Origin of the sequence: Phaeobacter sp. JH204B (assembly GCF_048055755.1) — a bacterium.
In the GTDB taxonomy this organism is placed as follows: domain Bacteria; phylum Pseudomonadota; class Alphaproteobacteria; order Rhodobacterales; family Rhodobacteraceae; genus Phaeobacter; species Phaeobacter bryozoorum.
Genome location: NZ_JAYMXF010000033.1, coordinates 1 through 25731 on the forward strand (window position 1 = coordinate 1; position 25731 = coordinate 25731).

Here is a 25731-nt window from a genome sequence, read left to right on the forward strand (position 1 = left end):
TTGATCTTGTCGGCGCCGATCGCGTCGTCACGGCCTTCCATCGCCGCCAAAGCGGACCCTGCGATGATCGGGATATCGTCGCCCGGGTAGTCGTAGGAAGACAGCAGTTCGCGGATTTCCATCTCGACCAGCTCCAGGAGCTCTTCGTCGTCGACCTGGTCCACTTTGTTCATGAACACGACCATCTTCGGGATGCCAACCTGGCGGCCCAGCAGGATGTGCTCGCGGGTCTGCGGCATCGGGCCGTCAGCAGCGTTCACAACCAGGATCGCGCCGTCCATCTGCGCCGCACCGGTGATCATGTTTTTCACATAGTCGGCGTGGCCGGGGCAGTCGACGTGGGCGTAGTGACGGCCTTCGGTCTCATATTCCACGTGCGCGGTCGAGATGGTGATGCCGCGGGCTTTCTCTTCAGGTGCGCCGTCGATCTGGTCGTAGGCTTTGAAGTCACCGAAATACTTGGTGATCGCTGCGGTCAGCGTGGTCTTGCCGTGGTCAACGTGGCCGATGGTGCCGATGTTGACGTGCGGTTTTGTACGTTCAAACTTTTCCTTAGCCATTCTGTAGGCGCCCTTTTGAATTGGGGGTCGAAACCCGACCCGAATTTCCTCTGCGCGCGCGGCTTATTTGGTTTATAGGTGAAAATCAACCCGTTCCTGTGCGTCCTGTCGCAAATCACCGCCAGATCATGAACCACAGGCCACAGAGTTGCCGCCACAGGGGAATGGCAACAGGGTTCATTGCATCGGGCATGATCGGCCATGTCGGTGTCAGGGGTCTGACCGGTCAGAGCCTGGCGGAAACGGATCTGGATCCACCGCGCGCGTGAGGCGGAATCAGCCCGCCGCGGCTACCGGTGGTTCTGTCACCCCGGTGGTGCGCGGTTGGTCAACCTGTCCGGAGGTCTGTTCGGGCCCGAACCAGCCCTCTTCCTTGCGCTGCTCGACCAGCCAATCCTCGATCTGGCCCACGGCGTTGCGCGCCAGTCCCCGCATCTGTTCTTCGCGGGTCCGGGCATGACCGGATCCCACCAGGAAACTGTCTGCCGTTGTTGTCTCAAAGACGGTGAATTTCTTGACGACCTTGTTCAGTTTGGCACCTGCGGCGTCGTCCCAAACGGTCACATTGACCGCCAGAACCGATTTCGGGCTGAGCACGAGGGGTACGCCGCCGGGGGCGACAAAATACCCTTCAACGCTGATCCCGAAATGATAGATCTTGTCGCCCTGATACTGGCTGAAGCGGGCATTGACCTCATTGGTGAGGATATCGACCCATTCCTCTTTTGAGACTTTCCGCGACCCCGGCACCATCTGAACCTTGGATGCGATGACGATGTTATGACCCAGCCTGAAGTTCCCGAGTTCCTCCAGCGGTTCGTCCGGCGCAGCGGCGGTACAGGCGGCGACAGCGACCATGGCGGCCAGGAGGGTAAAGATCCGGATCATAGCAGTCTCATTTCAGTTAGAAGACACCCCCAGATAGCCGCCCGGTACGGAACCGGTAAAGCCGTCATGGCCCTACGGTTCCACCGGGTGGCGCTGAGGTCACAGGTGCAGGGCAGCCACATCTGATCCTATTTGAACTTGTAGTTGCGCGGGAACCCGTAGGGCGGCCGTTTGCCGACACCTGCGCGCTTGCCCAACCACTGGCCCAGATCGGTTTCATGACGGGTCTTGCCACCGCCCATTTCCCAGCTGAGACCGTCATCCCAGTTGAACGTGGTGACATCGCTCAAACCGCCATCCAGCTCCAGCGACCCCTGCTTGCCACGGGCCATATTGTATTTCTGCAACCGCACGCCCTTGCCACGGGACAGCTCGGGCATCTCCTCAACCGCGAAGACTAGGAATTTGCCATTCTCAGACACCACTGCAACGTGATCGCCAATCACGGGGATGCAGATCTTAGCACGGTCGTCATCCTTGACGTTCAGCACCTGCTTGCCGCCGCGTGTCTGGGCAACGATATCTTTCTCGGCGCAGATAAAGCCGTTGCCCGCATCCGAGGCGACCAGCAGGCGACCGTCTGGATTGTGGATCAGAATATCGACAATCTCGACCTCATTCGGCAGATCCACCATCAGGCGCAGAGGTTCACCCATGCCGCGCCCGCCGGGCAGGTTGGACGCGGAAATCGTATAAAACCGCCCGTTGGACGCAAAGACCAGAAGCCGGTCCGTGGTTTCGGCATGGAAGATGAAGCGAGGGCCATCGCCATCCTTGAACTTCAATTCCCGGCCCAGGTCGATGTGGCCGGTCATGGCGCGGATCCAGCCCATCTGCGAGCAGACCACGGTGATCGGTTCGCGGTCGATCATCGCTTCGAGCGGCACATCTTCGACTTCGCCCGCCTCGGCAAAGCGGGTGCGACGCGGACCACCCTCATAGGATTTGCCAAACTGCTTCTTGGTGTCCTTCAGCTGTTCGGCGATGCGGCTCCACTGGAGCTCCTCGGAGGCCAGCAATTCGACCAGACCGGCGCGTTCTTCCTGTAGGGCATCGCGTTCGCGCACCAGTTCGATCTCTTCCAGGCGACGCAGGCTGCGCAACCGCATGTTCAGGATCGCTTCGGCCTGGACTTCGCTCAACTCTCCAGGCCCGGCGGCGGGCGAGATATAATCGGCTTCGGTATAGGCGCGCGGGTGATCCAGCGCCCAGTTCTCGCGCATCAACGCGGCCTTGGGATCATCGTCATAACGGATGATATCAATCACGCGATCCAGATTGAGGAAGGCGATAATGAACCCTTCCAGAACCTCGAGCCGGTGATCAATCTTGTCCATCCGGTGCTGCGACCGGCGCTGCAACACGTCGCGACGATGATCAAGGAAGGCGCGCAGCACCTCCTTCATCGAACAGACCTTGGGGGTCACGCCGTCGATCAGCACGTTCATGTTCAGGCTGAAGCGGATTTCCAGATCCGAATTGCGGAACATCATGTTCATCAGCACTTCGGGATCCACATTCTTGGACTTCGGCTCAAGAATGATGCGGATATCCTCGGCTGATTCGTCCCGAACATCGGCCAGGATCGGAATCTTCTTGGTCTGGATCAGCTCGGCGATCTTTTCGATCAGCTTGGATTTCTGGACCTGATAGGGGATTTCGGTAATGACGATCTGCCACTGGCCACGGCCCAGATCCTCAACCTCATGGGTACAGCGCAGACGGAAGGATCCGCGCCCGGTGTTATAGGCCTTGGCGATATTTTCGCGTGGCTCGACAATCACGCCGCCGGTCGGAAAGTCCGGTCCCGGCACGTAGTTCAACAGCGTATCATCACGGGCATCCGGGGTCTTGATCAGATGCAGGCAGGCATCGATCAGTTCGCCGATATTATGCGGCGGGATATTGGTCGCCATGCCCACCGCGATACCGGCCGCACCATTGGCCAGGATATTCGGGAAGGTTGCGGGCAAAACAACCGGTTCGGTCAAACGCCCGTCGTAATTGTCACGGAAATCAACGGCGTTCTCGCTCAGCCCGTCCAGCATCGCCTCGGCTACAAAGGTCATCCGTGCCTCGGTGTAACGAGAGGCCGCAGGGTTATCGCCGTCGATATTGCCAAAGTTGCCCTGCCCGTCGACCAGCGGATAGCGGACGTTGAAATCCTGCGCCAGACGCGCCATCGCGTCGTAGATCGCCGCGTCGCCGTGGGGATGGAAATCACCCATGGTGTCGCCGGAGATCTTGGCCGATTTCAAAAAGCCGCCCGTCGAGGTGAGACGCAGGCGGCTCATCGCGTAGAGAATGCGGCGGTGCACCGGTTTCAGGCCATCGCGGGCATCGGGCAGCGCCCGGTGCATGATGGTGCTGAGAGCATAAGTCAGGTACCGCTCGCCAATCGCACGGCGCAGCGGCTCCAGTATTTCTCCGGTTGCGGGGGAATCGGGGGTGTCTTGATCATCTACCAGGTCGGTCATGCTCTGGTGATACTGCCCCCTCCGGTCTTGGTAAAGCGGGGCCGTGCGAAAATGCGGAGTTACCCCCATATATCGACCCGGCCACAACCGGCAGGGCCTGCCCGTCGCCCGACCACCTCCCGTACGACCGACAAAGCTGGCTTGGGGGAGAAAGTCGCCACCTCTCCCCTACTACGACTCGAAAAACTGCTGTAAGATCTAAGTTAAGCCGGAACAATCTGTGCAGCGGGTGCGTATTACCTGCAGCCGAGCGAATGCTCGATAATCATGAATTTGCACAGGTTTTCAGGCTGATCCTGGGGGGGATTTGTATATGTCACGCTTTGTTATCGCATCATTTCTGTTTTTGGGCTGGGGTTTTTACGAAGCCAGTGGCGGCGCTGATTTTGAGCCGCCCAAAGGCCCCTCTGCTGCCATCGACATCGCCAAGGCTGCTTTTGGCAGTGATGTCGACACCAGCGACACCGCAGCGCGCCGCACCGCGGTGACCGCAGAATCGCTGGTCAGCAAGGTGGCCCTGCGCGTGCCACAGACCGCAGCTACAACCTCAATGAACGCAAAATCGCCGCGCCCCTCCGCAGACCCCAATCTGCGTTCGCGTGTCGCGATGGCGCAGATCGCCGCCGTTGGTGAGGGGCTGAGCAACAGTGACGCTGCATTTTCCGTAGCCCAGGCTGCGGCGCCCGCCTCTGCGCGGATACCGGGTTCGGGCGATACGGCAACGGTGCAGCTGGCCTCGCTGTCGGATGGGCTGTCTGGGCAACCCCTGATTCAGGCCGCGCTCGAAGCGGATGCCGCCGAATTGAACCCGGCCGAACCCGCAGAAGACATCCGCACCATCACTGCAACCCGCGTCAACATGCGGACAGGCCCCGGCACGGTTTACCCGATCCTGGATCGGCTCAGCAACGGCGAGAAAGTCACGGTTGTTGAGGACATTGGCACCGGCTGGCTGCACCTGCGCACCGTAAAAGACGGCAAGGTTGGCTGGATTGCGGCTTCCCTGGTGAGCAAGAAACGCCCATAAAGCGCCGGTACAGGTGACCGCGCGAGGGGTTTTATGCAAAAAACGATCCTGATCACAGGCTGTTCCTCCGGGATCGGCCTGGATGCTGCGCATGGTATGCGCGAACGTGGCTGGACCGTGTTTGCCTCCTGCCGCAAACCGGTCGACTGCGACAGGCTGCGCGCGCAGGGATTTGTCAGCCCGCTGATGGATTACACAGATGCAGAAAGTCTGCGCAGCGGTCTGGCAGAAGTTCTGGAGCGCACCGGCGGCACGCTGGACGTATTGTTCAACAATGGTGCGCACGGGCTGCCCGGCGCTGTTGAGGACGTCTCGACTGAAGGGCTGCGCAGCATCTTTGAAAGCAATGTCTTTGGCTGGCACGAGCTGACCCGCAACGTCATCCCGGTGATGCGCGCACAGGGGCACGGGCGGATCGTGCAGAATTCCTCGATCCTCGGTTTTGTGAGCTTCCCCTGGCGCGGCGCCTATGTGGCGACCAAACACGCTATCGAAGGGCTGACCGATACCATGCGGGTTGAGCTGCGCGACAGCGGCATCAAGGTCATTCTGATCGAGCCCGGCCCTGTGACGTCGAAGATCCGCGAAAAGGCCATTCCCCATTTCGAGAAATACGTCGATTGGGAGAACTCTGCCCTGCGCGACCGCTATGAGGCCAGCCTTCTGAAGCGGCTCTATGAAAGCAATGGACCAGACAGATTCGAACTCCCGGCATCCTCAGTCACGGCCAAACTGATCCATGCCTGCGAGAGCCGACGGCCACGTCCGCGTTACTATGTCACCGTGCCGACCCATATCGGAGGTGTGCTAAAACGCATCCTGACCACACGCGCGATTGACCGTATCCTCGCGCGGCTTAGATAGCTGATGCGCGGCGGGCCCTGCCATGAAGGCAGCGGCTGTCGCGGCAAGAAACAAGGAATTGAGAAGATGGGCGATCCGCTCTACATCCTGGCGATTGCTGCGATCGCCGCAACCGTCATCGTGCTGGTAATCGGCATTGGTGGGTTCGGCGCCGGCGGCGCCTTCAATGCCAGAAATGCCAACAAGATGATGCGCCTGCGCATCCTGTTTCAGTTCCTCGCCGTGGTGTTCATACTCGGATATGTCTATCTTCGCGCTCAGGGAGGTCAGTAAATCATGGTCGTATTGAACAAGATCTACACCCGTACCGGCGACAAGGGCGACACCGCTCTTGGCAATGGAGACCGCGTTGCCAAACATTCCGCGCGGGTCAATGCCTATGGCACCTCGGACGAGCTGAATGCCTTTGTCGGTGTGGCGCGACTGGAGGCCGATGGTGAGATGGACGCGGCGCTGGCGCGTATCCAGAATGACCTGTTTGACCTGGGCGCGGACCTCTGCCGACCTGAAATGGACAAAGATGCCAATGCCGAATACCCGCCACTGCGTGTTGCCGATGCACAGGTTGCGCGTCTGGAGGCGGAAATTGATGTCATGAACGCCAATCTCGCGCCTCTGCGCAGCTTTGTGCTGCCCGGCGGCGCAGCTCTCTCCGCACATCTCCATGTATGTCGTACCGTGGCGCGCCGCGCCGAACGTCTGGCAACCGAGCTTGCCACGCAGGAGGACATCAATCCGGCAGCGGTGAAATATCTCAACCGGCTGTCCGACTGGTTCTTTGTTGCGTCGCGTGCTGCCAATGACAACGGCGCGCGCGATGTGCTCTGGGTGCCCGGCGCCAATCGGTAAGCGCCGCAATGACAATACCCCACGCGCCCGGCCGAGCGGCGCGTGGCAGAGCTGGTCGGTGATCGCATAGCGCTGCGGCAACCTGTCCCATCGAGATCAAGCACCGGTATAGCTGCCGCTGCGGCAGTGCAGCATTATCGGCGAAACATTCCTGCAAAACTGCTGATGCAAACCGTCAGACGCGACGTCGGAGGGCGGTAACGTGACGATTTTGCCCTGTTGCGGCGCAATCTAAGCCGCTATCAACATCGCGAGAGCATGGAGGAGAGTCGCCCCGGCGGCTTACCGTTTGTTAAGGAGAGAACGCAAAATGAAGGTACTTGTGCCTGTCAAGCGCGTGATTGACTACAACGTGAAGGTCCGCGTCAAAGCGGACGGCAGCGGTGTCGATCTCGCCAACGTCAAAATGTCGATGAACCCGTTTGACGAAATCGCCGTCGAAGAGGCGATCCGCCTCAAGGAAGCCGGCAAAGCTGATGAGATCGTCGTTGTCTCCATCGGTGTGAAGCAGGCGCAGGAAACCCTGCGGACCGCGCTCGCCATGGGTGCCGACCGCGCGATCCTGGTTGTTGCAGCAGATGACGTGCATACCGACATCGAGCCGCTGGCCGTTGCCAAAATCCTCGCCAAAGTGGTCGAGGAAGAGCAGCCCGGCCTGGTTCTGGCAGGCAAGCAGGCGATCGACAACGACATGAATGCCACCGGTCAGATGCTGTCGGCGCTTCTGGGCTGGTCGCAGGGCACCTTTGCCTCTGAGCTGGACATCGATGGCGATAGCGCCGTTGTGACCCGCGAAGTGGACGGCGGTCTGCAGACCATCAAAGTGAAGATGCCCGCCATCGTCACCGTTGACCTGCGCCTGAACGAGCCGCGTTACGCTTCGCTGCCGAACATCATGAAGGCCAAGAAGAAGCCGCTGGACGAGAAAACCGCCGCCGACTACGGCGTCGATGTCTCCCCGCGTCTGGAAATCATCTCCACCACCGAACCCGCAGCCCGTGCCGCAGGCATCATCGTGGGCTCCGTGGATGAGTTGGTCGGTAAACTCAAAGAAGCGGGGGCTGTGTAATGGCTGTTCTTCTCCTTGCCGAAGTGACCGATGGCGCCCTGGCGCTGGACGCAACCGCAAAAGCCGTGACCGCGGCAAGCAAGCTGGGCGACGTGACCGTTCTGGCCGCTGGCGCCTCTGCGGCAGCAGCCGGTGCAGAAGCCGCCAAGATTGCAGGTGTGTCGAAGGTTCTGGTTGCTGAAGACGCCTCGCTCGGCCACCGTCTGGCGGAACCGACTGCTGCGCTGATCGCCTCGCTGGCATCCGACTATGAGCACATCGTGGCGCCTGCGACCACTGACGCCAAAAACGTCCTGCCCCGCGTTGCAGCCCTGCTGGACGTGATGGTCATTTCGGACGTATCCGGTGTTGTCGATGGCGACACATTCGAGCGTCCGATCTACGCAGGCAACGCGGTTCAGACCGTAAAGTCGCGCGACGCCAAAAAGGTGATCTCGTTCCGGACATCCACCTTCGACGCGGCTGGTGACGGCGGCTCCGCCTCCGTTGACACCATTTCCGCTGCCCAAAACCCCGGCCTGTCCGAGTGGGTCGAGGACAAAGTCGCCGCCAGCGATCGCCCCGAGCTGACCTCGGCCGGTGTTGTTGTGTCCGGTGGTCGTGGTGTTGGGTCCGAAGAGGACTTCAAACTGATCGAAAACCTGGCCGACAAGCTGGGTGCGGCGGTTGGCGCCTCCCGTGCGGCCGTGGATTCGGGCTATGCACCGAACGACTGGCAGGTGGGTCAAACCGGCAAGGTCGTGGCGCCTGAGCTTTATGTTGCGGTTGGGATCTCCGGCGCAATTCAGCACCTGGCAGGCATGAAGGACTCCAAGATCATCGTTGCGATCAACAAGGACGAAGAGGCTCCGATCTTCCAGGTTGCCGATTACGGCCTGGTGGCCGACCTGTTCCAGGCCGTACCCGAGCTGATCGAAAAACTGTAAGCGCATCGCGTAAACATGTGAAAAGCCCGCGACATCTGTCGCGGGCTTTTTTTGTTTCCAACAACCTTTCGGGTCGCGATCAGTTCCTGAGGCGGGGCTGCAGATACTGCGCCACCTGCGCCGCAATTCTAACATGCTCCTTCGGGCCGACCATTCGCTGGGCCGACGGCAGATCAAGCTGTCCGTAGAACATGCCGTCAATGTCTGCGGCATCCCGCGCGGTATGGACAGGGATCTCAACAACCCCGAGCACACGCGCACGCAGTGCATCCACCATCGGCCGGTCAACCAGCGCAGGCTCATGCCCAAACAGGGCCTGATGATCGACGTCGTAATGGATCCAGAGCAAGGTCACCTCCCCATTAAGCGCCGCGATCAGCTCTCCCATACGGTCAACCCAGGTCTCTTGCAGATGATCGCGAACGGTTTCGTAACGGGTTCTGCAACAAGATCGGAGCGCGCTCAGCAGGTGCTTGTTAAAGTGATACTCCGTGAAATCCATTTCCGGATACAGATCCCGCAGCGGCTCATGAGCGCATAAGAACCTGTCATTGCGCCGGGGATGAACCTTGTAATAGCCGTTGGAGATATTCTGTGCCCCCAGCACCTGGACAAGAGATGCTTCGGCCTTGCGGGCAATATCCAGAATATCCGGATCGCTCAAAAAGCTGTCGACCCCGGCATTCACGCTGCCAAGGTTTACGCAGGGGCGCTGTAGAATCGTTTCTGCTTCGGCCACGAAGGGACGTTCGACAAAGCGTCCAAAGACCTCTGTGCCGCCGATAAATGCCAAATATGGTTCAGTCAGATTACGCGCCGGCCCGCGGACCAATAATTTCGAGCCCGCATAGCTGCAAGGCTCGCCCGCAAGCGCTGTCGCGCTCTTGAGTTCATAGCTCATAATACCCACCAAATTTCACCCGAGACTCACTTAATCCGAGATCCGTTGACGAATTGCTAATGCTCAACTTTGCCTAAAAACCCGGCCAATCGGCCTTGTGCCGCCCACGAACCCGCCAGTATGATCCGCCGGAAAACTCCCAAGAGGCATGAGCGATGGACATCCAGAAAATAGGCGTGATTGGTGCAGGCCAGATGGGCAATGGCATCGCACATGTGATGGCGCTGGCAGGCTATGATGTTGTTTTGAATGACATAAGCCAACAGGCCTTGGACAGTGCCGTGAATGCGGTGAAGAAGAACCTGACCCGGCAGGCCAGCAAGGGCAAGATTGAGCAGGCGGATGTTGACGCTGCACTAGGGCGCATTTCGACAACGCTAACGCTGGCGGATGTCGGCAAGACTGATCTGGTCATCGAAGCGGCGACAGAACGCGAAACGGTGAAGCAGGCCATTTTCGAGGATCTGCTGCCGCATCTGCTGCCGCACACGATTCTCACCTCCAACACCTCGTCGATCTCGATCACCCGACTGGCCAGCCGGACCGACCGACCGGAGCGCTTCATGGGGTTTCACTTCATGAACCCGGTGCCGGTCATGCAGCTGGTCGAACTGATCCGCGGCATCGCCACAGATGAAGCCACTTTCTCGGCCTGTCACGCGGTGGTGGAAAAACTGGGCAAGACCGCAGCAAGCGCGGAGGATTTCCCCGCCTTTATCGTCAATCGGATCCTGATGCCGATGATCAATGAGGCGGTCTACACCCTGTATGAAGGCGTGGGATCCGTGAAATCCATTGATGAGTCGATGAAGCTGGGCGCCAATCATCCGATGGGACCATTGGAGCTGGCTGATTTCATCGGTCTGGATACCTGTCTTGCCATCATGAATGTACTGCATGATGGCCTGGCGGACACCAAATACCGCCCCTGCCCGCTGCTGACGAAATATGTCGAAGCAGGCTGGTTGGGCCGGAAAACGCAACGCGGGTTCTATGATTACCGGGGCGAGATCCCAGTGCCGACGCGATAGGCGGATATCTCAGAAAGGGGGCGCTGCCCCCTTCGCAGGCGAAACCGTCTGCCAGACGGTTTCCGGGAAGCCTGCTCATCCCCCGGGATATTTCCAGCCAGAAGATGACGCGCGGCGGCTCTAGCCCTGCTTGCCGAGCGACAGCGTATGTTCGCGCAGCCAAGCCATAAAGCCGCGCGGATCGCTCTGCAGCTTTTCCATCTGCGCATCGCTAAGGGGTTCACCGACAACCGGGCTCTGCGGCTTGTTGCAGGATCGCACGATCTCATGCAGCAACAACCCCTGCCGCAGGATCGGCGAGACCTGATTGGCGATCTGGTACCAGCGAGAATTGCTGCCCGGAAAAAAGATGGGCACCACACGCGCGCCGGAGCGGCGAATGAGCTGGGCGGTGAACACGTTCCATTCCCGCTCGATTGCGGGGCCGAACCAGCTGTCCGAGGACATCACCACACCGGAGGGAAACAGCGCGACCACGCCCCCCTCTTTCAGATGTGCCATCGTTTTGGCCCGCATTTCGACCATCTTGCTTTGTGCTTCGGGGTCATGGGGAAACGGGACCGGGATCATAAAAGAGGTTGCCGCCTCGTCCAGGCCGGTCAGCACGGAGCGGGTCAGGATGCGATAATCCTGACGCACCCTGCCAATGAGATCCGCAAAGATCATCCCATCGACCATCCCATGCGGGTGATTTGCAACCACCACCACCGGCCCCTCTCGCGGGATGCGCAGGATTTGCTCCTGCGGTGTTTCCAGATCGATTCCCATGACATTGAGGGCACCGCGCCAAAATTTCTGGCCCCGGTATTCGGCGTTGCTGCGCTCGAACCGGCGCACCATCCTGAGGATCGTCAGCTTGCCCGTGCACCATTCGATGGCGCGGATCGCAAAAGACGTCCAGCGGTCGTCAAAGGAATTGGCATAGGTGAGAGTCCGGCGGTCATAGATCTCGCCGGTCTCTTCGGTCCCTGGCGTCGCGCCAGCGTCGCGATCATGCGCAGTATCCGCCAAGTGCCTTGTCCTGTTCCGTAGCTTTGAATGAGCCTCAGTAGCCTTCGCCGAACTTGTCAGCAACAAGCGTGTCCAACGCCGAGGCAAGCGCCTCTGCATCCGGGCCCGAGGTCTCGATGTCAATAGTCGTTCCTTTTGAGGCTGCCAACATCAAAAGCCCCATGATGCTGTCCCCGGAGGCCGACAGCCCGTCCCGCGAGACTTCGGCCGTGGCATCAAAGCCCTCGACCACCTCGACCAGCTTCGCTGAGGCGCGCGCGTGCAGTCCTTTTTCATTGACGATTTTCAGCGTTTTACGAACCATTTAGTGCGCTTGCTCCCCTTCGGGGTTGATATTTTGGGCGTTAATGTACTTGCGGCCCGCCTCCATGGCATGCCTGACCGCATCCGCAACAGGCAGATGGCGGGATTTTGCCAGTTTGATGAGCATCGGCAGATTGGCCCCGTAGAGGATCCGGCGATCTGGTGGCGTACAGGCCAAAAGGCTGAGGTTCGACGGAGAACCGCCAAACAGGTCCGTGACCACAACAACACCGCCGCCGCTATCGACGGCATCGGCAGCACGGCAGATCTCGCGCTGCTTCTCATCCCGGTCGTCTTCTGGGCCTATGCTGATCGCCTCCAGGCAGACCTGAGGACCCACAACATGTTCCACGGCGGCCAGATATTCTCTGGCCAGCCCCCCATGTGCAACGATCACGATTCCGATCAAGCCGGTCCCTCACTTCTGTCGCTGGCCGTGCAGCTCGCGGTGTCTAATTGACACCTGCTGCCCGTTTTCCGCAAGGTCCTTGGCCAGGGTTTCTGCCATCGTGACCGAGCGGTGCTGCCCTCCGGTGCATCCAAATGCTATAGAGAGATGCGATTTACCCTCTTCTCGATACGCAGGCAACAGCAAGCGGATCAGATCAAGCACCCGGTCAAAGAACGGCTGATAGCGGCTGTCCTCCTTAACATAGCTCTGCACCTTCGGATCCCTCCCGTCTAGGCTTCGCAAGTCTTTCTCCCAATAGGGATTGCGCAGGAACCGGCAGTCGAACACCATATCAATGCTGCGTGGCACGCCGCGTTTGTAGGAAAAGCTCTGCAAGGAAACCGCCAGCGCCCGCCCTTCGGGGGCAAAGCGGCGTTCGATATCCGCCTTCAGCTGGTGGATGTTCATCTCCGAGGTATCAAGCAACAGGTCGGAACGGTCGCGGATCGGCAGCATCAGATCAATCTCGCGAAGCACCCCGACCTCAGGATCCTCGGCCGGGGCAAGCGGATGTCGGCGCCGGGTCTCCGAGTAGCGTCGCAGCAGGACATCGGGGTCGGCATCTAGGTAGAGCACGGTCAGATGCAGATCCCGGCGCGCAGCCAGCATGTCGATAACATCAAGCAAGGCGGCGGGGGAGAAATCCCGGTTGCGACTGTCCAGACCCAGCGCCATCGGTCGGGTCAGGCTGTTGGTCTCCACCAGACCGGGCAGCAGGCGCAAAGGCAGATTGTCAATCGCCTCAAAACCGAGGTCCTCCAGCACGTTGATGGCCGTGGTGCGCCCGGCACCGGACGGGCCTGTCACCAGAACGATCGGCACCGCCGTTGGATCAGGGACAGCATCCGGGTCAGGCATCGGGATTCAAGGCTCCGTGTTTGAGAAACTGCAGCAGCGCAGGGGCGAAATGCGGGCCGTCGACACGACGCAGCTGGCGGATTGGCCGGTTGAGGATCGTGGTTTCAATCTGGGGCGGCAGGCGTTCGGTTTCAACATGATCCAGATCGACGACACCGGCCAAATGCGCCTGGTCTGCTGCCCGGGCGAACAGCAGGCCCAACCCGCGCGCCTCGATCATATTGCGCAATGGTTCCGGCGCGCTGACCACCAGAGCGTCATCGCTGGCAGTTATGATCACCTGATCATCCGCGATCAGTTCCGCCCCGAGCGCCATCATTTGCAGGGCCAGTGTCGATTTTCCACTGCCGGAGCCGCCCGTGATCAACAGACCCTGCCCCGCCACCGCGACACAGCTGGCGTGAAGCCGACAGGTCGGCGTCGCAGCCATGGGTCAGACCGGGAGGCCGACGACAAACCGAGCCCCCAGAGGTTCCGAGGTGATGTCAGCTTCGGTCGGGCGGATATTCTCGGCCCAGATCACACCACCGTGTGCTTCGACGATCTGTTTGGAAATCGCCAGACCAAGGCCCGAGTTATTGCCAAAATGCTCAACGGGCCGTTGTGAATAGAAGCGTTTGAACACCTTGCTCAGGGCCTGATCGGGGATGCCGGGACCGGTATCTTCAACCACGACCAGAACGCGGTTGTCGCGACGGCGCGCCCAGACGCGGATGGCATCGCCGTCCTCGCAGAAGGAAATCGCGTTGGTGATCAGGTTGACGAAGACCTGCGCCAGCCGGGCCTCCAGCCCCTGAATTGTTATCGGTGTCTTTGGCAGGTCGGTGATGTAGTCGATCCCCTTGCCGCGCGCATCCTCGCCAAGGAATTGATTGAGGTTGCCAAGCATATGGAGGAGATCAAAGCTCTCCTCCTCCTCTTTCACCAGCTCAGCGTCCAGCCGCGAGGCATTGGAGATATCGCTGACCAACCGGTCCAGACGCCGCACGTCGTGTTCGATGACATCCAGCAGCTTGTCACGCTGATCTTCGCGTTTGACCATCCGTAGCGTACCGACCGCCGATTGCAGGCTGGCCAGCGGATTCTTGATCTCATGAGCCACATCTGCGGCAAACTGTTCATTGCTGTCGATGCGATTATAGAGCGCCTTGACCATACCACGCAGGGCGCGGCTGAGACGGCCAATTTCATCCGGGCGGGCGCTCAGATCGGGAATGCGAATGCGCCCAGGCTTTGATTTTCGGGAGTCGCCATCGCGACCCAGCTCTGCGGCTTCTGCGAGGTCTGCGAGCGGGTTTGCGATCGTGGAGGCCAGCACCAGGCTCAACCCGATGGATACGACCAGCGCGACCACAAACATCTGCAGGACGCGCTCCTGCTCGCCGCGAACCAATGCGTCGATTTCGCCGGTTGGTGAGGCCAGCGTGACAACGCCGATCGCTTCTCCCTGAAACAGGATCGGCGTGGCAGCGGAGAAGACCGTACCGCCGCTGGTATCAACAACGGCCTTTACCTCTGTCCCGCCTACCAGCGCCTGTTGCACCATAGCGCGCAGCTGGTCCTCAAGAGGCTGGGCGGGGGTCTCCGGCGTGTCCGACTTCAACAGTCCGCCCACAAAGGACCAAACAGCCGCCAGAGCATCGCTGATCAGGGTTGCTGATGGGCTGGCGTCATTGAGAAGGTCCAGCGCGCCGCCCTGTTCGATCCCCTTGGTCTGGGCAATCAGCGTCCCTGCTGTGTCAAAGACAAACACTTCCGCACCGGCCCGCAGGCTGATGTTCTGAAGGGTCGTTACCGGATCTATCCCGTCGCCGACCGCAAGGCTCACGGTGCCCAGTTCAGGCAGCTGTGCCTCAAACACATCCGAGATCAGCATCGCTTCGGCCGCCAGGGCACCTGCGCGCTGAAGCACAAGGCTCTGACGCGAGGAATTGAGATAGAGGATACCCGACACCAGAATGATCAGCGCAATAAGGTTCAGCGTGATGATCCTGCGTGTGAGCGGCGACGCCCGCAGCGTCAGGACGCCGCGACGGGCCCGCCGGTCCTGAAGTTCACGCGCGACGTTCTGCTCCGGCGCGACCCAATCATCGCCCAGAACAACATCACTATCCCGCCGTGGACGGGTTATGCCAGAATCGCGCATCGGCGTTGTACTCCGCCTGACCCTGAGCAGGGCTTACTCTTCATTGTAACGGTACCCGATACCATAAAGCGTCTCAATCGCCGAGAATTCAGGGTCCGCATTGCGCATTTTCTTGCGCAAGCGTTTGATGTGGCTGTCGATGGTCCGGTCGTCCACATAGACCTGATCGTCATAGGCGACATCCATCAGCTGGTCGCGGCTTTTGACGAAACCCGGTCGCTGTGCCAGTGCCTGCAGGAGCAGGAATTCAGTCACCGTGAGCGATACATCCTGCCCCTTCCAGCTGACAGAATGGCGTAGGGGATCCATCCGCAGGTTGCCACGCTCCATCACCTTGTTTTCGGTGGTGGTGGCCACTGCATCGCCGCTGATCGCCTCCTGACGGCGGAGCAATGCGCGGATGCGTTCGACCAGCAGCCGCTGCGAAAACGGTTTCTTGACGTAGTCATCAGCGCCCATGCGCAGGCCCAGAACCTCGTCAATCTCATCATCCTTGGAGGTGAGGAAGATCACCGGCATCTGGGTCTTCTGGCGCAGTCGCTGCAACAGGTCCATGCCGTCCATCCGTGGCATCTTGATATCAAGGACGGCCATATCGGGCAGCTTCTTGTTGAACGCGTCCAACGCAGCCTGCCCGTCATTATAGGTCTCAACCTCGAAGCCTTCAGCCTCAAGGGTCATCGAGACCGAAGTCAGGATATTCCGATCATCATCGACTAAAGCAATCTTAGACATCTGATTGGCCCCTAATCTGCTCTTTTTTGCGTTTTTTAGACGTTCATCGCCGTTCTACCTCGGCGAATCAATGCCAATTGAGGAATCTCGACACAGTTTCGCCTCAATTGAGACAAAAATACCTTAGCAGGCGCTGAACATTCCGGCATCTACCCTCGCAAATTGTCTTTAAAAAAAATGGTTGCGCTAAACATCGCCTTGATGGCGCTAACTGCGTCAAACCGTTCTGTTCAGCCAGTAAAACCTCATGTTAAGACCACCCACATCGGCCGGTTGTGCCGATCTCTGCCCCAGGGCGCGGCTTTTATTGTTTGCGGCCTTCAATGGTCGACACAGGAGAAAGAACACATGGCATCTGGACGGGTTAACCCGCAATTCCGCCTCGAAGATCAAGGTATCGAAGGACTGGGGAACGTCTATTACAACCTCATGGAGCCAGCTCTGATCGAGGCAGCTCTGAAGCGCGACGAAGGTACTCTTGGCAACGGCGGCGCCTTCCTGGTGACCACCGGCAAGTTCACCGGCCGCTCCCCCAAGGACAAGCACGTGGTGAAAACCGACAGCGTCGCTGATACCATCTGGTGGGAAAACAACGCCGAGATGAGCCCAGAGGGCTTTGATGCGCTCTACGAGGACATGCTCGTCCATATGCAGGGCAAAGATTATTACGTGCAAGATCTGGTCGGCGGGGCCGACCCTGTCCATGCGATCAATGTGCGCATGGTCACCGAACTGGCCTGGCACGGGCTGTTCATCCGCACCATGTTGCGCCGCCCGGATCGTGAGGATCTGGATGATTTCATCGCCGACTTCACCGTGATCAACTGCCCGAGCTTCCAGGCGAACCCTGAGCGCCACAACTGTCGCAGTGAGACGGTGATTGCGATGAACTTCGATCGCAAGATGATCCTGATTGGCGGTACGGAATATGCCGGTGAGAACAAGAAATCCGTCTTCTCGCTGCTGAACTACCTGCTGCCGGAAAAAGGCATCATGCCGATGCACTGCTCCGCCAACCACGCCAAGGGCAACCCTGTGGACACCGCCGTGTTCTTTGGCCTCTCCGGCACCGGCAAGACCACCCTCTCCGCGGATCCTGACCGGGTGCTGATCGGCGACGATGAACATGGCTGGGCCGACAACGGCACCTTCAACTTTGAAGGCGGCTGCTATGCCAAGACCATCAACCTGAATGCCGAGGCAGAGCCGGAAATCTACGCCACTACTTCCAAGTTCGGCACCGTGATCGAGAACATGGTGTTCGACCCGGAGACCAAGAAGCTGGATTTCAACGACGACAGCCTGACGGCCAATATGCGCTGCGCCTACCCGCTGCACTATATCTCCAACGCCTCGGAAAGCGCCCGCGGCGGCCACCCGAAGAATATCATCATGCTGACCTGCGATGCCTTCGGAGTGCTGCCTCCGATCGCGCGGCTGACCCCAGCGCAGGCGATGTACCACTTCCTGTCCGGCTTCACCTCCAAGGTGGCGGGCACCGAGCGCGGCGTGACCGAGCCGGAGCCGACCTTCTCCACCTGCTTTGGCGCGCCCTTCATGCCGCGCCGCCCGGAGGTTTACGGCAACCTGCTGCGTGAGAAGATCGCCCAGCACGGCGCCACCTGCTGGCTGGTAAACACCGGCTGGACCGGCGGCGCCTATGGTATCGGTTCACGGATGCCGATCCGCGCAACCCGCGCTCTGCTGACCGCCGCCCTGGATGGTTCGCTGGCCGAGGCTGAGTTCCGCAAGGATGGCAACTTTGGCTTTGACGTACCTGTGACCGTTCCGGGCGTGGCCGAGGTTCTGCTGGATCCGCGCCGGACCTGGGACGATCAGGCCGCATATGACGCGCAGGCTGCGAAGCTGGTTCAGATGTTCTCCGACAACTTCGAGCAGTACCTGCCCTACATCGACGATGATGTGAAGGCAGCCGCGATCAGCTAAGCCGACCACAGTCAGATCAGAAAAGCCCCGGTCCATGGCCGGGGCTTTTTCGTGTCTAGCAATGACCGATCTACTGACCCGGTTTGATCCCGCCATCTTCCAGTTTGTGTTCCGGTTCCACGTGGATCGTAACCTGCGCTGTAGGCAGGGAGACGCGGATCGCCTCTTCGATACGATCACAGATCGCGTGCGACGCCTGCACGGTCATCTCGCCTGCGACAACCATATGGAACTCGACAAAAACCGCCTGCCCGGCGCGCCGGGTTTTTAGACCGTGCACCTGCAAGGCACCCTGCGCGGTCCGGTGGATGATCTCGGCAATCTCCTCGCGTTCGTGGGATGGCGCGGCCTGATCCATCAACCCGCCAACAGAACTGGCTACGACGCGGTACCCTTCGCGCAGGATATTGACTGCCACAAGCAGCGCCAGAAGCGGATCCAGCCATGGCCAGCCTGTCGCAAGCGCAAGACCAAGGCCGCAAAGAACCCCGGCAGAGGTCCAGACGTCGCTCATCAGGTGGCGCCCACCGGCAGATAAGGCAGGCGAGGCCAAGGCCGTACCACGCCCGATCAGAACCCGCGCCCACCAGAGATTGACCAGCATCGCCCCGGCATTCACCAGCAGCCCCAACGGGCTCCACACCAATGGCGCCGGGGTGCGCAGCGCCTCTATCGCCTCATGCAGGATCAGTAGGGCCGCGACGATAATCATGATCCCTTCCAGCACCGCCGAGAAATACTCGGCCTTGTGATGGCCAAAGGGGTGACCAGCATCAGGCGGGCGATTGGCGTAGCGAACCGCGAACCACGCCATGATAGCACCACCGATATTGACCAGAGACTCCATCGCATCGGAAAACAGGGCAATTGATCCGGTCATCCACCAGGCCAGCGCCTTCAGCACCAGCACCAGCAGCGCAACGACAATAGATGCAGTGGCCAACCGTTCCGCGCCAAATCCCTTCACCATATGCCGTCCTTCGTCTGCCCGTTCGGATCATACAGGCTCTAGTGATGGTGTTAGAGCCTATGAGATGAGGCCCCGCCGCAGCAGATTTGCCCCCGCCAGCAGCAATACAACCAAAGTTACCCGCCGAAAGGTGACCTGATTGATCCGATCCTGCAACCGTCCGCCGATCCACATTCCCAGAATCGCCGGAGGGATCAGCAACATTGAAAAGGGCGCGGTCTCGGCCCTCATGACACCGGACCCGATATGCGCCACCAGCAGCGCCACGGCGCCCAGCCCGTAAATGACTCCCTGTACCCGCATCTGCTCGCGCTTTTCGGTTCCAAGCGCCGTCAGATAGGCCACCGTGGGCGGCCCCCAGATACCGGAGAAACCACCGATGAAGCCGGCGACAGCAGCGACCGTTGCCTCAATACGCGGTGTGGCGCTGGAAATGGGGATTGGAATCCCAAACAGCTGCAACAAAGCAAACAGGGTGACCGGCCCGCCTATCAGGATCAGCATGACGTCCTGTGGCAATACGCGGACCAGCTGCGCACTGCCCAGCAGAAAGATCAAACCCACAAGCAGAAAGATCCTGAACCGCCGAATCGACTCCCAGGCCGCCATTACCCCTTGCCGCAGGGCCTGCATCCCATTGGTCACCAGCGTGGGCAGGATCAATCCGGCAAGCGCAATATCGGGCGGTAAGAACAGGCTAAGTCCTGAAACAAGGATCATCGGCATGGCAAAACCAACCATCCCCTTGACCGTGCCGGCAAGTGCTGCAATCGCAAACGCAAAGATCAAGTTTTCCAAGGTAAGACCCGCAGAGAGGAAAACGGTAAGGATCGAATTATCGGACATGATCAAACCCTTAGCACAGGTTTCCATCGCCGCGCGCACAAAATCGTTACGTAATTTTTGATCCAATCATAATGCCGCAGGGTATTTTTGTTGCGCTGCAACTGCAAAATGATTTACCACTGAGCCAGCTGAAAAGGATGTGATTCATGGCCCACGACGGACAGGACCCGCAAATGCAACCAACGCTTATTCCTGATTTGCTGGCGCTGACCGCTGCTGCGCTGGAACCGGTTGACCAGCTGCTGGAGGCGGCCCGTAGCACCGTCCGCGATCAGGTCAGCGAAGGCGGCCGGGTCTCTGGCGCGTTGGTCGAGGCCAACCAGACCGCCGCCCATGGCCTCGCCTGGCTCGCGACCTACGCCTACAGCCTGCGCCAGATGCACCGCTGGGCCAGCGACCTGCACTCAAATGGCAAGTTTGGCGAGATGGAGCACCTGCTGCTACAAATCGGTTTTGGCGAATACCTCTGGCAGATCTACGGCGGCATCCAGATGAACCAGGGCGAAATCCTGCGTTTGCAGGATCTGGGCCTGTCGCAAGAGAGCCAGCGGATGCTGATGGCTCCTGCTGTCATGACGCTCTGTGACAGCGGCAACACGCAGGCAGCGCGCGTCCGGCTGGTTGAGCTGATGCAGGAACAGGCCGGATCGGTGATGTTCGGCGCCTCGGGTCTGGACGAAGAACTGGAGATGATCCGCGACCAGTTCCGTCGCTACGCGGTCGAAAAGGTCGAGCCAAACGCCCATGACTGGCATCTGAAGGATGAGCTGATTCCGATGGAGATCATCGAGGAACTGGCCGAGATGGGCGTCTTTGGTCTGACCATCCCCGAAGAATACGGCGGCTTTGGTCTCTCCAAGGCGTCGATGTGTGTTGTCTCCGAAGAGCTGTCGCGCGGCTATATCGGTGTTGGCAGCCTTGGCACCCGCTCCGAGATTGCCGCCGAGCTGATCATCGCAGGCGGCACTGAAGAACAGAAAGCCAATTGGCTGCCCAAGATTGCCAGCGCGGAAATCCTGCCGACGGCGGTATTCACCGAGCCGAATACAGGCTCTGATCTTGGATCTCTTCGCACCCGCGCGGTGAAGGATGACAATGGCGACTACAAGATCACCGGCAACAAGACATGGATCACCCATGCCGCCCGGACCCATGTGATGACCCTCCTCGCGCGGACCGACCCCGACAGCACAGATCACCGTGGCCTGTCGATGTTCCTTGCGGAAAAAACACCGGGCACCGATGAAAACCCGTTCCCAACCGACGGTATGACCGGTGGCGAGATCGAGGTTCTGGGCTATCGCGGCATGAAGGAATACGAGCTGGGCTTTGACGGGTTTCACGTGAAGCGTGAGAACCTCCTCGGTGGTGAAGAGGGCAAAGGTTTCAAACAGCTGATGGAAACGTTTGAATCCGCCCGTATCCAGACCGCAGCCCGCGCCATCGGTGTTGCGCAATCGGCTCTCGATATCGCTATGCAATATGCCCAGGACCGCAAGCAGTTCGGCAAGCCGCTGATCGCCTTCCCGCGTGTGGCATCGAAGCTGGCGATGATGGCGGTAGAGATCATGATCGCGCGTCAGCTAACCTATTTCTCCGCCTGGGAAAAGGACAACGGCCATCGCTGTGACCTAGAGGCGGGCATGGCAAAACTGCTTGGCGCACGTGTTGCCTGGGCGGCTGCCGACAACGGCCTGCAGATCCACGGAGGCAATGGGTTTGCCTTGGAATACAAGATCAGCCGCGTGCTCTGCGATGCCCGCATTCTCAACATCTTTGAAGGCGCTGCAGAAATTCAGGCGCAAGTCATCGCGAGACGCCTCTTGGCCTGAGTTCAGTCATTAACTCCCCTGGACACTCCTCTGACCCGGTGCGTTTCGCGCCGGGTCTTTTTTATCTTTGCGCCTCCCTGGTTGGTTGACCTCGCCCCCTCATCGAGTAGCGTGCGGCGATGCGGACCAAGTTTTTCTCTCTCGTCACCCTGACTTGCGCTTTGCCCCTAACGGGCTGTTTCGGCGATGAAACCCTGCGCGGCTACGGCGGCCGTGGCGTGCTATGGCAGCTGCAGGAGATCGACGGCCATATTGTGAAAGACGCCACAACCCTGTCCTTTGATCGCGGGGAGAACGTGTCCGGCACCCTGCCCTGCAATCGTTTCACCGCGCGGCTGGACGTCCCCTACCCGTGGTTTGACCTAGCGCAGATGGCGACCACGCGCCGTGTCTGTCCGGCTCTCGGCGAAGAGGTGGCGGTTCTCGACGCCTTGCAGCAGATGCAGATCGTGGAGATCAAGGGCGACGTCATGATCCTGTCAAATGAAACCGGGCGCGAGATGGTTTTCAAGGCTGCCGACTGAGCACATCCAAAAAGCGCCCCCGCGCCTCTGGCAGCGGGATGTTGCCCAGCGATGGTGCAAGCCTGTGTTCCAGAAAGAAACCCGTGGTGGACAAAGCCGCCACGATGTCCTGCGTCTCGGCCCCTCCACGTCCCAGTAACACGTCCGGCAAGGGCAACATGCGGTCGGCCCATTCCCCTGCCCCAGCGCGCGACACCGCTCGCCCGCTTTTGGGGGAGACATAGATCAGCTCATGTCGACTGCCAGTGACGGCGCAGTGATCGAGATCCAAGCCGAAGCCCATCTCCTCCAGCAGCGCAACTTCCCAGCGCAGATAGGCCAGAGGCCAGATATCGTCACGCCCCAGAAGGTCCAGAAGCTGCGCGCTGCGCAGATACAGGTCCGGGTGCGGTTCACGTTCAGGCAGGCAGAAGGCCAGCAGCGCCGTCACCGCGTTCAGCCCGGCAAGCGCCAATCGGCTGGACATTGCCGTGGCGGCGCGGCTGCGGATCAGCTCAGCCTGATAGCTGCCAAGATGGTCTTCGAGCCGCGCGCGCCAGGTCAGGTCCAGTTGGGCACCCGGCTGCAACACCGGCGCCATCCGGCGCCCCGCGCCACCGCGGACGATCCCGGAGTGACGCCCGTGTTCGACGGTAAACGCATCCACGATGGCAGCACTTTCCCCATGGCGGCGCATCGTCAGCAATATGCCTTCGTCGCGCCACTCCATGATCAATCCAGCCCCGGCTCGTCCAGCAAATGCCGCCCATCGCGATCTTCGACCTCGATTACCCAGAGGTCAGGGTCGAAACTGCGCTGTTTGGCGATGGCGGCATCGACATCCGCCTCATCCCCCTCGGCCAGAGTGACCCAGCTGCGCAAGCCGCTCATCAGGTCATAGGAGCGGTGCAGAGCCTGCGCCCGACGGTCCAGCGTGTTCAGCTTCACCAATACGGCCCCCGCTGTGTCATCACCATGAGAGGTCACAAAGGCAGGGATATCGGCGAGCCGCAATCGGGTGAGATAGGCCTGCACCCAGAAACTGGCGGTCAGCCGCGCCATATGGGATCAATTCCCGTCCTTGAAATCGAGGCCCATCTCGGAATAGCGCTCGGATTCTTCCAGCCAGTTCGGGCGGACCTTCACCTGCAGGAAGAGATGCACCTTGCGGTCCAGGAACTCTTCCAGCTCAGCGCGCGCCGCCTGGCTCACAGCCTTGATGGTCTCGCCACGCTTGCCCAGAATGATGCCCTTGTGACCATCGCGCACGACATAGATGATCTGGTCGATCTTGGCGGAGCCATCTTTGCGCTCTTCCCAGTTTTCGGTTTCCACCGTCAGTTGGTAGGGCAGTTCCTGGTGCAGGCGCAGGGTCAGTTTCTCGCGGGTCATCTCTGCGGCGATCATCCGCATTGGCAGATCGGCGATCTGGTCCTCAGGGTAGAGCCAAGGCCCCTCTGGCAGCTGCTCCGCCAGCCAGCTGCGCAGATGGTCGACACCGTGGCCCTTCTCGGCTGAGATCATAAATGTGTCGGCAAAGGGGTAGCGGTCGTTGAGTTCCTTGGTCAGGCCAAGAAGCACTTCGGATTGAACACGGTCGATCTTGTTGATTGCGAGGGCAATCTTGCGCCCTTCGCCGATGTTCTCCAAACCTTCCAGGATGCGCTCTACCCCTTCGGTGATGCCACGATGCGCCTCAACCATCAGAACAACCACATCAGCGTCCGCAGCTCCACCCCAGGCGGCAGCAACCATCGCGCGGTCCAGACGCCGCCGCGGCTGGAACAGACCAGGCGTGTCGACAAAGACGATCTGGCTCTCCCCCTCCATGGCGACACCGCGGATGCGGGCGCGAGTGGTCTGCACCTTATGGGTTACAATCGACACCTTTGCCCCAACCATACGGTTGAGAAGGGTGGATTTGCCCGCGTTGGGCTCACCAATCAGGGCAACAAAGCCGGCGCGTGTGGTCATTTTTCCTGCTCCAATCGAGCCAACAGAGATTTGGCTGCGGCCTGTTCGGCCTGACGTTTTGATCCGGCGGTTGCGCGGCCTTCGGTGCCGTCCTGCAGCTGCACGGAGATGGTAAATTCCGGCTGGTGGTCGGGACCCTTGCGCTCAACCAGTACATAGGTGGGCGGCTGCTCTCCGCGCGCCTGAGCAAATTCCTGCAATGTGGTCTTGGGATCGCGCGCATCCGCCTCGACCCGGCCAATTCGATGGCCCCAGAGCCGCAGGATCAACTGCTGCGCGGCCTCAAAACCACCGTCCTTGTAGACTGCGGCGATGACCGCCTCCATTGCATCCCCCAGCAAGGCCAGTTTGCGTCGACCGCCTGACATGGTCTCGGAGCGGCCCAGTTTTAGCACGGCCCCCAGATCAATCTCCCGTGCCACATCGGCACAGGTTTCCTTGCGCACCAAGGCGTTGAAACGTGGCGCCAGCTGGCCCTCGGTTGCGGTCTTGTCCGTATCCAACAACGCCGTCGCCATCACCAACCCCAGAACCCGGTCGCCCAGAAATTCAAGCCGCTGGTTGTCCTGCCGGTTCGGAGACGAGACCGAGGCATGTGTGAGGGCGCGCACCAAGAGTGCCGGCTGGGAGAAATGATAGCCGATCCGCGTCTCAAACGCGCGCATTTCTTTAGAGAGTTTCACTCGATCCCCTTGAAGAAGCGATCCGCGCGCCAGGTCCAGAAAAACAGCATCGACCGGCCAGCCGAGGAGAACATGATCCGATCTGCGCGACCAATGAGATTTTCGAAAGGCACATAGCCGACACCACCGGCCGATTGCGGCAGTCGGCTGTCGGAGGAATTGTCGCGATTGTCACCCATGAAGAAATAGTGACCAGCAGGCACCTGATAAATGCCTGTGTGATCCATACCCTGATTGCCGATGTTGAGCACAACGTGCTGACTGCCGCCCGGCAGAGTTTCGATCTGGCGGGATTTCGTGCAGGTTGCCCCTTCACCCACAGGGGCGTTTTCACAAAGAGGATAAGATCCGGCAGGTCCCTGCGGCGCCATCAGCTCCTCGAACTCGCCTGCATCCTGCAGGGCAACAGCCGCGCCATTGATATGCAGGATGCCGTTTTTGACCTGGATCTTGTCCCCCGGCAAGCCAACCAGCCGCTTGATGAAATCGTTCTGGTTTACCGGGTGGCGAAAGACAACGACATCGCCGCGTTCGGGTTCATCGGCCCAGATGCGCGAGTTATCACCGTCAAGGAAGCCACAGATATCACTGCTGTCGATGTCGATGCCGACGCTGGGGAATTTCAGGCTGGGGCAGGACGCCGAAGAGTAGCCGTAAGCCATTTTGTTCACGAACAGAAAGTCGCCGATCAGCAGGGTTTCCTTCATCGAGCCCGAAGGGATCCAGAACGGCTGAAAGAACAGGGTGCGGAATACACCCGCGATCAGCAGGGCGTAGACAATGGTCTTGACCGTCTCAAGGATCGAACTTCCGACTGTTGCTTTGGCCGTCATCAGGCTCTCCGGTCTAACTGTAAACAAGGGTCCGGCGCTACATGCGG

General features: G+C 59.9%; 28 protein-coding genes. 10 read left to right on the plus strand and 18 right to left on the minus strand.

What is annotated here, in order from left to right:
* The 3 genes from VXL81_RS18315 to VXL81_RS18325 all read right to left on the minus strand — a co-directional run.
* A partial coding sequence (locus tag VXL81_RS18315; RefSeq protein WP_416552717.1) for a GTP-binding protein occupies positions 1 to 560 on the minus strand: 560 nt, incomplete at its 3' end.
* A gap of 276 nt (positions 561 to 836) precedes the next feature.
* Positions 837 to 1448, minus strand: coding sequence for a hypothetical protein (locus VXL81_RS18320; protein WP_416555542.1), 612 nt, complete (start codon positions 1446 to 1448; stop codon positions 837 to 839).
* A 128-nt stretch (positions 1449 to 1576) separates the two neighbouring features.
* Positions 1577 to 3925 carry a DNA topoisomerase IV subunit A gene (locus tag VXL81_RS18325; RefSeq protein ID WP_340546568.1) on the minus strand — a complete coding sequence of 783 codons (2349 nt, stop codon included), beginning with the start codon at positions 3923 to 3925 and terminating at the stop codon, positions 1577 to 1579.
* Between the two features lie 313 nt (positions 3926 to 4238).
* Here VXL81_RS18325 and VXL81_RS18330 point away from each other — a divergent pair, with 313 nt between their 5' ends.
* The 6 genes from VXL81_RS18330 (at position 4239) to VXL81_RS18355 (ending at position 8660) form a co-directional block, all read left to right on the plus strand.
* Positions 4239 to 4952 (plus strand): SH3 domain-containing protein, encoded by a 714-nt coding sequence (locus tag VXL81_RS18330; RefSeq protein ID WP_340546567.1) that lies wholly within the window; start codon positions 4239 to 4241, stop codon positions 4950 to 4952.
* A gap of 33 nt (positions 4953 to 4985) precedes the next feature.
* Entirely contained in the window at positions 4986 to 5816 is an 831-nt protein-coding gene (locus VXL81_RS18335; protein ID WP_340546566.1) for an SDR family NAD(P)-dependent oxidoreductase, read from the plus strand.
* A 66-nt stretch (positions 5817 to 5882) separates the two neighbouring features.
* On the plus strand, positions 5883 to 6089 hold the full coding sequence (locus VXL81_RS18340) for a twin transmembrane helix small protein (RefSeq protein ID WP_040176068.1): 207 nt from the start codon (positions 5883 to 5885) through the stop codon (positions 6087 to 6089).
* Between the two features lie 3 nt (positions 6090 to 6092).
* Positions 6093 to 6665: a cob(I)yrinic acid a,c-diamide adenosyltransferase gene (locus tag VXL81_RS18345; RefSeq protein WP_340546565.1), complete on the plus strand. Its 573-nt coding sequence runs from the start codon at positions 6093 to 6095 to the stop codon at positions 6663 to 6665.
* 310 nt (positions 6666 to 6975) lie between these two features.
* Complete coding sequence (locus VXL81_RS18350; protein WP_340546564.1) at positions 6976 to 7734, plus strand: electron transfer flavoprotein subunit beta/FixA family protein; 759 nt, start codon at positions 6976 to 6978, stop codon at positions 7732 to 7734.
* Positions 7734 to 8660 carry an electron transfer flavoprotein subunit alpha/FixB family protein gene (locus VXL81_RS18355; protein WP_416555544.1) on the plus strand — a complete coding sequence of 309 codons (927 nt, stop codon included), beginning with the start codon at positions 7734 to 7736 and terminating at the stop codon, positions 8658 to 8660. Before VXL81_RS18350 ends, VXL81_RS18355 begins: the two co-directional genes overlap by 1 nt.
* A 79-nt stretch (positions 8661 to 8739) precedes the next feature.
* Here the strand turns inward: VXL81_RS18355 and VXL81_RS18360 are convergent, their stop codons facing one another.
* The gene (locus VXL81_RS18360) at positions 8740 to 9561 is read right to left on the minus strand and encodes a DUF6473 family protein (protein ID WP_340546562.1); all 822 of its coding nucleotides are present in this window, start codon (positions 9559 to 9561) and stop codon (positions 8740 to 8742) included.
* A 155-nt stretch (positions 9562 to 9716) separates the two neighbouring features.
* Between VXL81_RS18360 and VXL81_RS18365 the strand changes: the two genes are divergently transcribed.
* Complete coding sequence (locus VXL81_RS18365; RefSeq protein WP_340546561.1) at positions 9717 to 10592, plus strand: 3-hydroxybutyryl-CoA dehydrogenase; 876 nt, start codon at positions 9717 to 9719, stop codon at positions 10590 to 10592.
* Positions 10593 to 10712: 120 nt separating this feature from the next.
* Here VXL81_RS18365 and VXL81_RS18370 read toward each other — a convergent pair whose 3' ends face one another.
* The 7 genes from VXL81_RS18370 to VXL81_RS18400 are packed head-to-tail and all read right to left on the minus strand — an operon-like array spanning position 10713 to position 16096.
* Positions 10713 to 11603 carry a lysophospholipid acyltransferase family protein gene (locus VXL81_RS18370; RefSeq protein WP_416534634.1) on the minus strand — a complete coding sequence of 297 codons (891 nt, stop codon included), beginning with the start codon at positions 11601 to 11603 and terminating at the stop codon, positions 10713 to 10715.
* Between the two features lie 34 nt (positions 11604 to 11637).
* Positions 11638 to 11907, minus strand: coding sequence for an HPr family phosphocarrier protein (locus VXL81_RS18375; RefSeq protein ID WP_340546559.1), 270 nt, complete (start codon positions 11905 to 11907; stop codon positions 11638 to 11640).
* The gene (locus VXL81_RS18380) at positions 11908 to 12315 is read right to left on the minus strand and encodes a PTS sugar transporter subunit IIA (protein WP_340546558.1); all 408 of its coding nucleotides are present in this window, start codon (positions 12313 to 12315) and stop codon (positions 11908 to 11910) included.
* A gap of 9 nt (positions 12316 to 12324) precedes the next feature.
* The gene (rapZ, locus tag VXL81_RS18385) at positions 12325 to 13215 is read right to left on the minus strand and encodes an RNase adapter RapZ (protein WP_416540988.1); all 891 of its coding nucleotides are present in this window, start codon (positions 13213 to 13215) and stop codon (positions 12325 to 12327) included.
* A complete protein-coding gene (locus VXL81_RS18390) occupies positions 13208 to 13645 on the minus strand; it encodes an HPr kinase/phosphorylase (protein WP_340546556.1) in 438 nt (145 codons plus the stop codon). Before VXL81_RS18390 ends, rapZ begins: the two co-directional genes overlap by 8 nt.
* 3 nt (positions 13646 to 13648) lie before the next feature.
* Positions 13649 to 15361 carry a sensor histidine kinase gene (locus tag VXL81_RS18395; protein WP_340546555.1) on the minus strand — a complete coding sequence of 571 codons (1713 nt, stop codon included), beginning with the start codon at positions 15359 to 15361 and terminating at the stop codon, positions 13649 to 13651.
* 33 nt (positions 15362 to 15394) lie between these two features.
* On the minus strand, positions 15395 to 16096 hold the full coding sequence (locus VXL81_RS18400; RefSeq protein ID WP_340546554.1) for a response regulator transcription factor: 702 nt from the start codon (positions 16094 to 16096) through the stop codon (positions 15395 to 15397).
* A 348-nt stretch (positions 16097 to 16444) separates the two neighbouring features.
* On the opposite strand from VXL81_RS18400, the gene VXL81_RS18405 reads away from it, so the two are divergent.
* Complete coding sequence (locus tag VXL81_RS18405; RefSeq protein ID WP_340546553.1) at positions 16445 to 18043, plus strand: phosphoenolpyruvate carboxykinase; 1599 nt, start codon at positions 16445 to 16447, stop codon at positions 18041 to 18043.
* Positions 18044 to 18113: 70 nt separating this feature from the next.
* Here VXL81_RS18405 and VXL81_RS18410 read toward each other — a convergent pair whose 3' ends face one another.
* Positions 18114 to 19013 carry a cation diffusion facilitator family transporter gene (locus VXL81_RS18410; RefSeq protein ID WP_416555546.1) on the minus strand — a complete coding sequence of 300 codons (900 nt, stop codon included), beginning with the start codon at positions 19011 to 19013 and terminating at the stop codon, positions 18114 to 18116.
* Between the two features lie 57 nt (positions 19014 to 19070).
* Positions 19071 to 19859: a sulfite exporter TauE/SafE family protein gene (locus VXL81_RS18415; protein WP_416555548.1), complete on the minus strand. Its 789-nt coding sequence runs from the start codon at positions 19857 to 19859 to the stop codon at positions 19071 to 19073.
* 146 nt (positions 19860 to 20005) lie between these two features.
* Here VXL81_RS18415 and VXL81_RS18420 point away from each other — a divergent pair, with 146 nt between their 5' ends.
* The gene (locus VXL81_RS18420) at positions 20006 to 21691 is read left to right on the plus strand and encodes an acyl-CoA dehydrogenase family protein (protein WP_416555550.1); all 1686 of its coding nucleotides are present in this window, start codon (positions 20006 to 20008) and stop codon (positions 21689 to 21691) included.
* A gap of 119 nt (positions 21692 to 21810) precedes the next feature.
* The gene (locus VXL81_RS18425) at positions 21811 to 22215 is read left to right on the plus strand and encodes an META domain-containing protein (RefSeq protein ID WP_416540992.1); all 405 of its coding nucleotides are present in this window, start codon (positions 21811 to 21813) and stop codon (positions 22213 to 22215) included.
* Here the strand turns inward: VXL81_RS18425 and recO are convergent.
* The 5 genes from recO to lepB are packed head-to-tail and all read right to left on the minus strand — an operon-like array spanning position 22199 to position 25684.
* Positions 22199 to 22924: a DNA repair protein RecO gene (recO, locus tag VXL81_RS18430; RefSeq protein WP_340546548.1), complete on the minus strand. Its 726-nt coding sequence runs from the start codon at positions 22922 to 22924 to the stop codon at positions 22199 to 22201. The two genes, VXL81_RS18425 and recO, sit on opposite strands and share 17 nt — an antisense overlap.
* Before the next feature lie 2 nt (positions 22925 to 22926).
* Positions 22927 to 23256: a DUF1491 family protein gene (locus VXL81_RS18435; RefSeq protein ID WP_416534640.1), complete on the minus strand. Its 330-nt coding sequence runs from the start codon at positions 23254 to 23256 to the stop codon at positions 22927 to 22929.
* 6 nt (positions 23257 to 23262) lie between these two features.
* Positions 23263 to 24168 (minus strand): GTPase Era, encoded by a 906-nt coding sequence (era, locus tag VXL81_RS18440; RefSeq protein WP_340546546.1) that lies wholly within the window; start codon positions 24166 to 24168, stop codon positions 23263 to 23265.
* Complete coding sequence (rnc, locus tag VXL81_RS18445) at positions 24165 to 24851, minus strand: ribonuclease III (protein ID WP_340546545.1); 687 nt, start codon at positions 24849 to 24851, stop codon at positions 24165 to 24167. Before rnc ends, era begins: the two co-directional genes overlap by 4 nt.
* Complete coding sequence (gene lepB / locus VXL81_RS18450) at positions 24848 to 25684, minus strand: signal peptidase I (protein WP_416534641.1); 837 nt, start codon at positions 25682 to 25684, stop codon at positions 24848 to 24850. The genes rnc and lepB overlap by 4 nt, the downstream gene beginning before the upstream one ends.
* Positions 25685 to 25731: the final 47 nt, after the last annotated feature.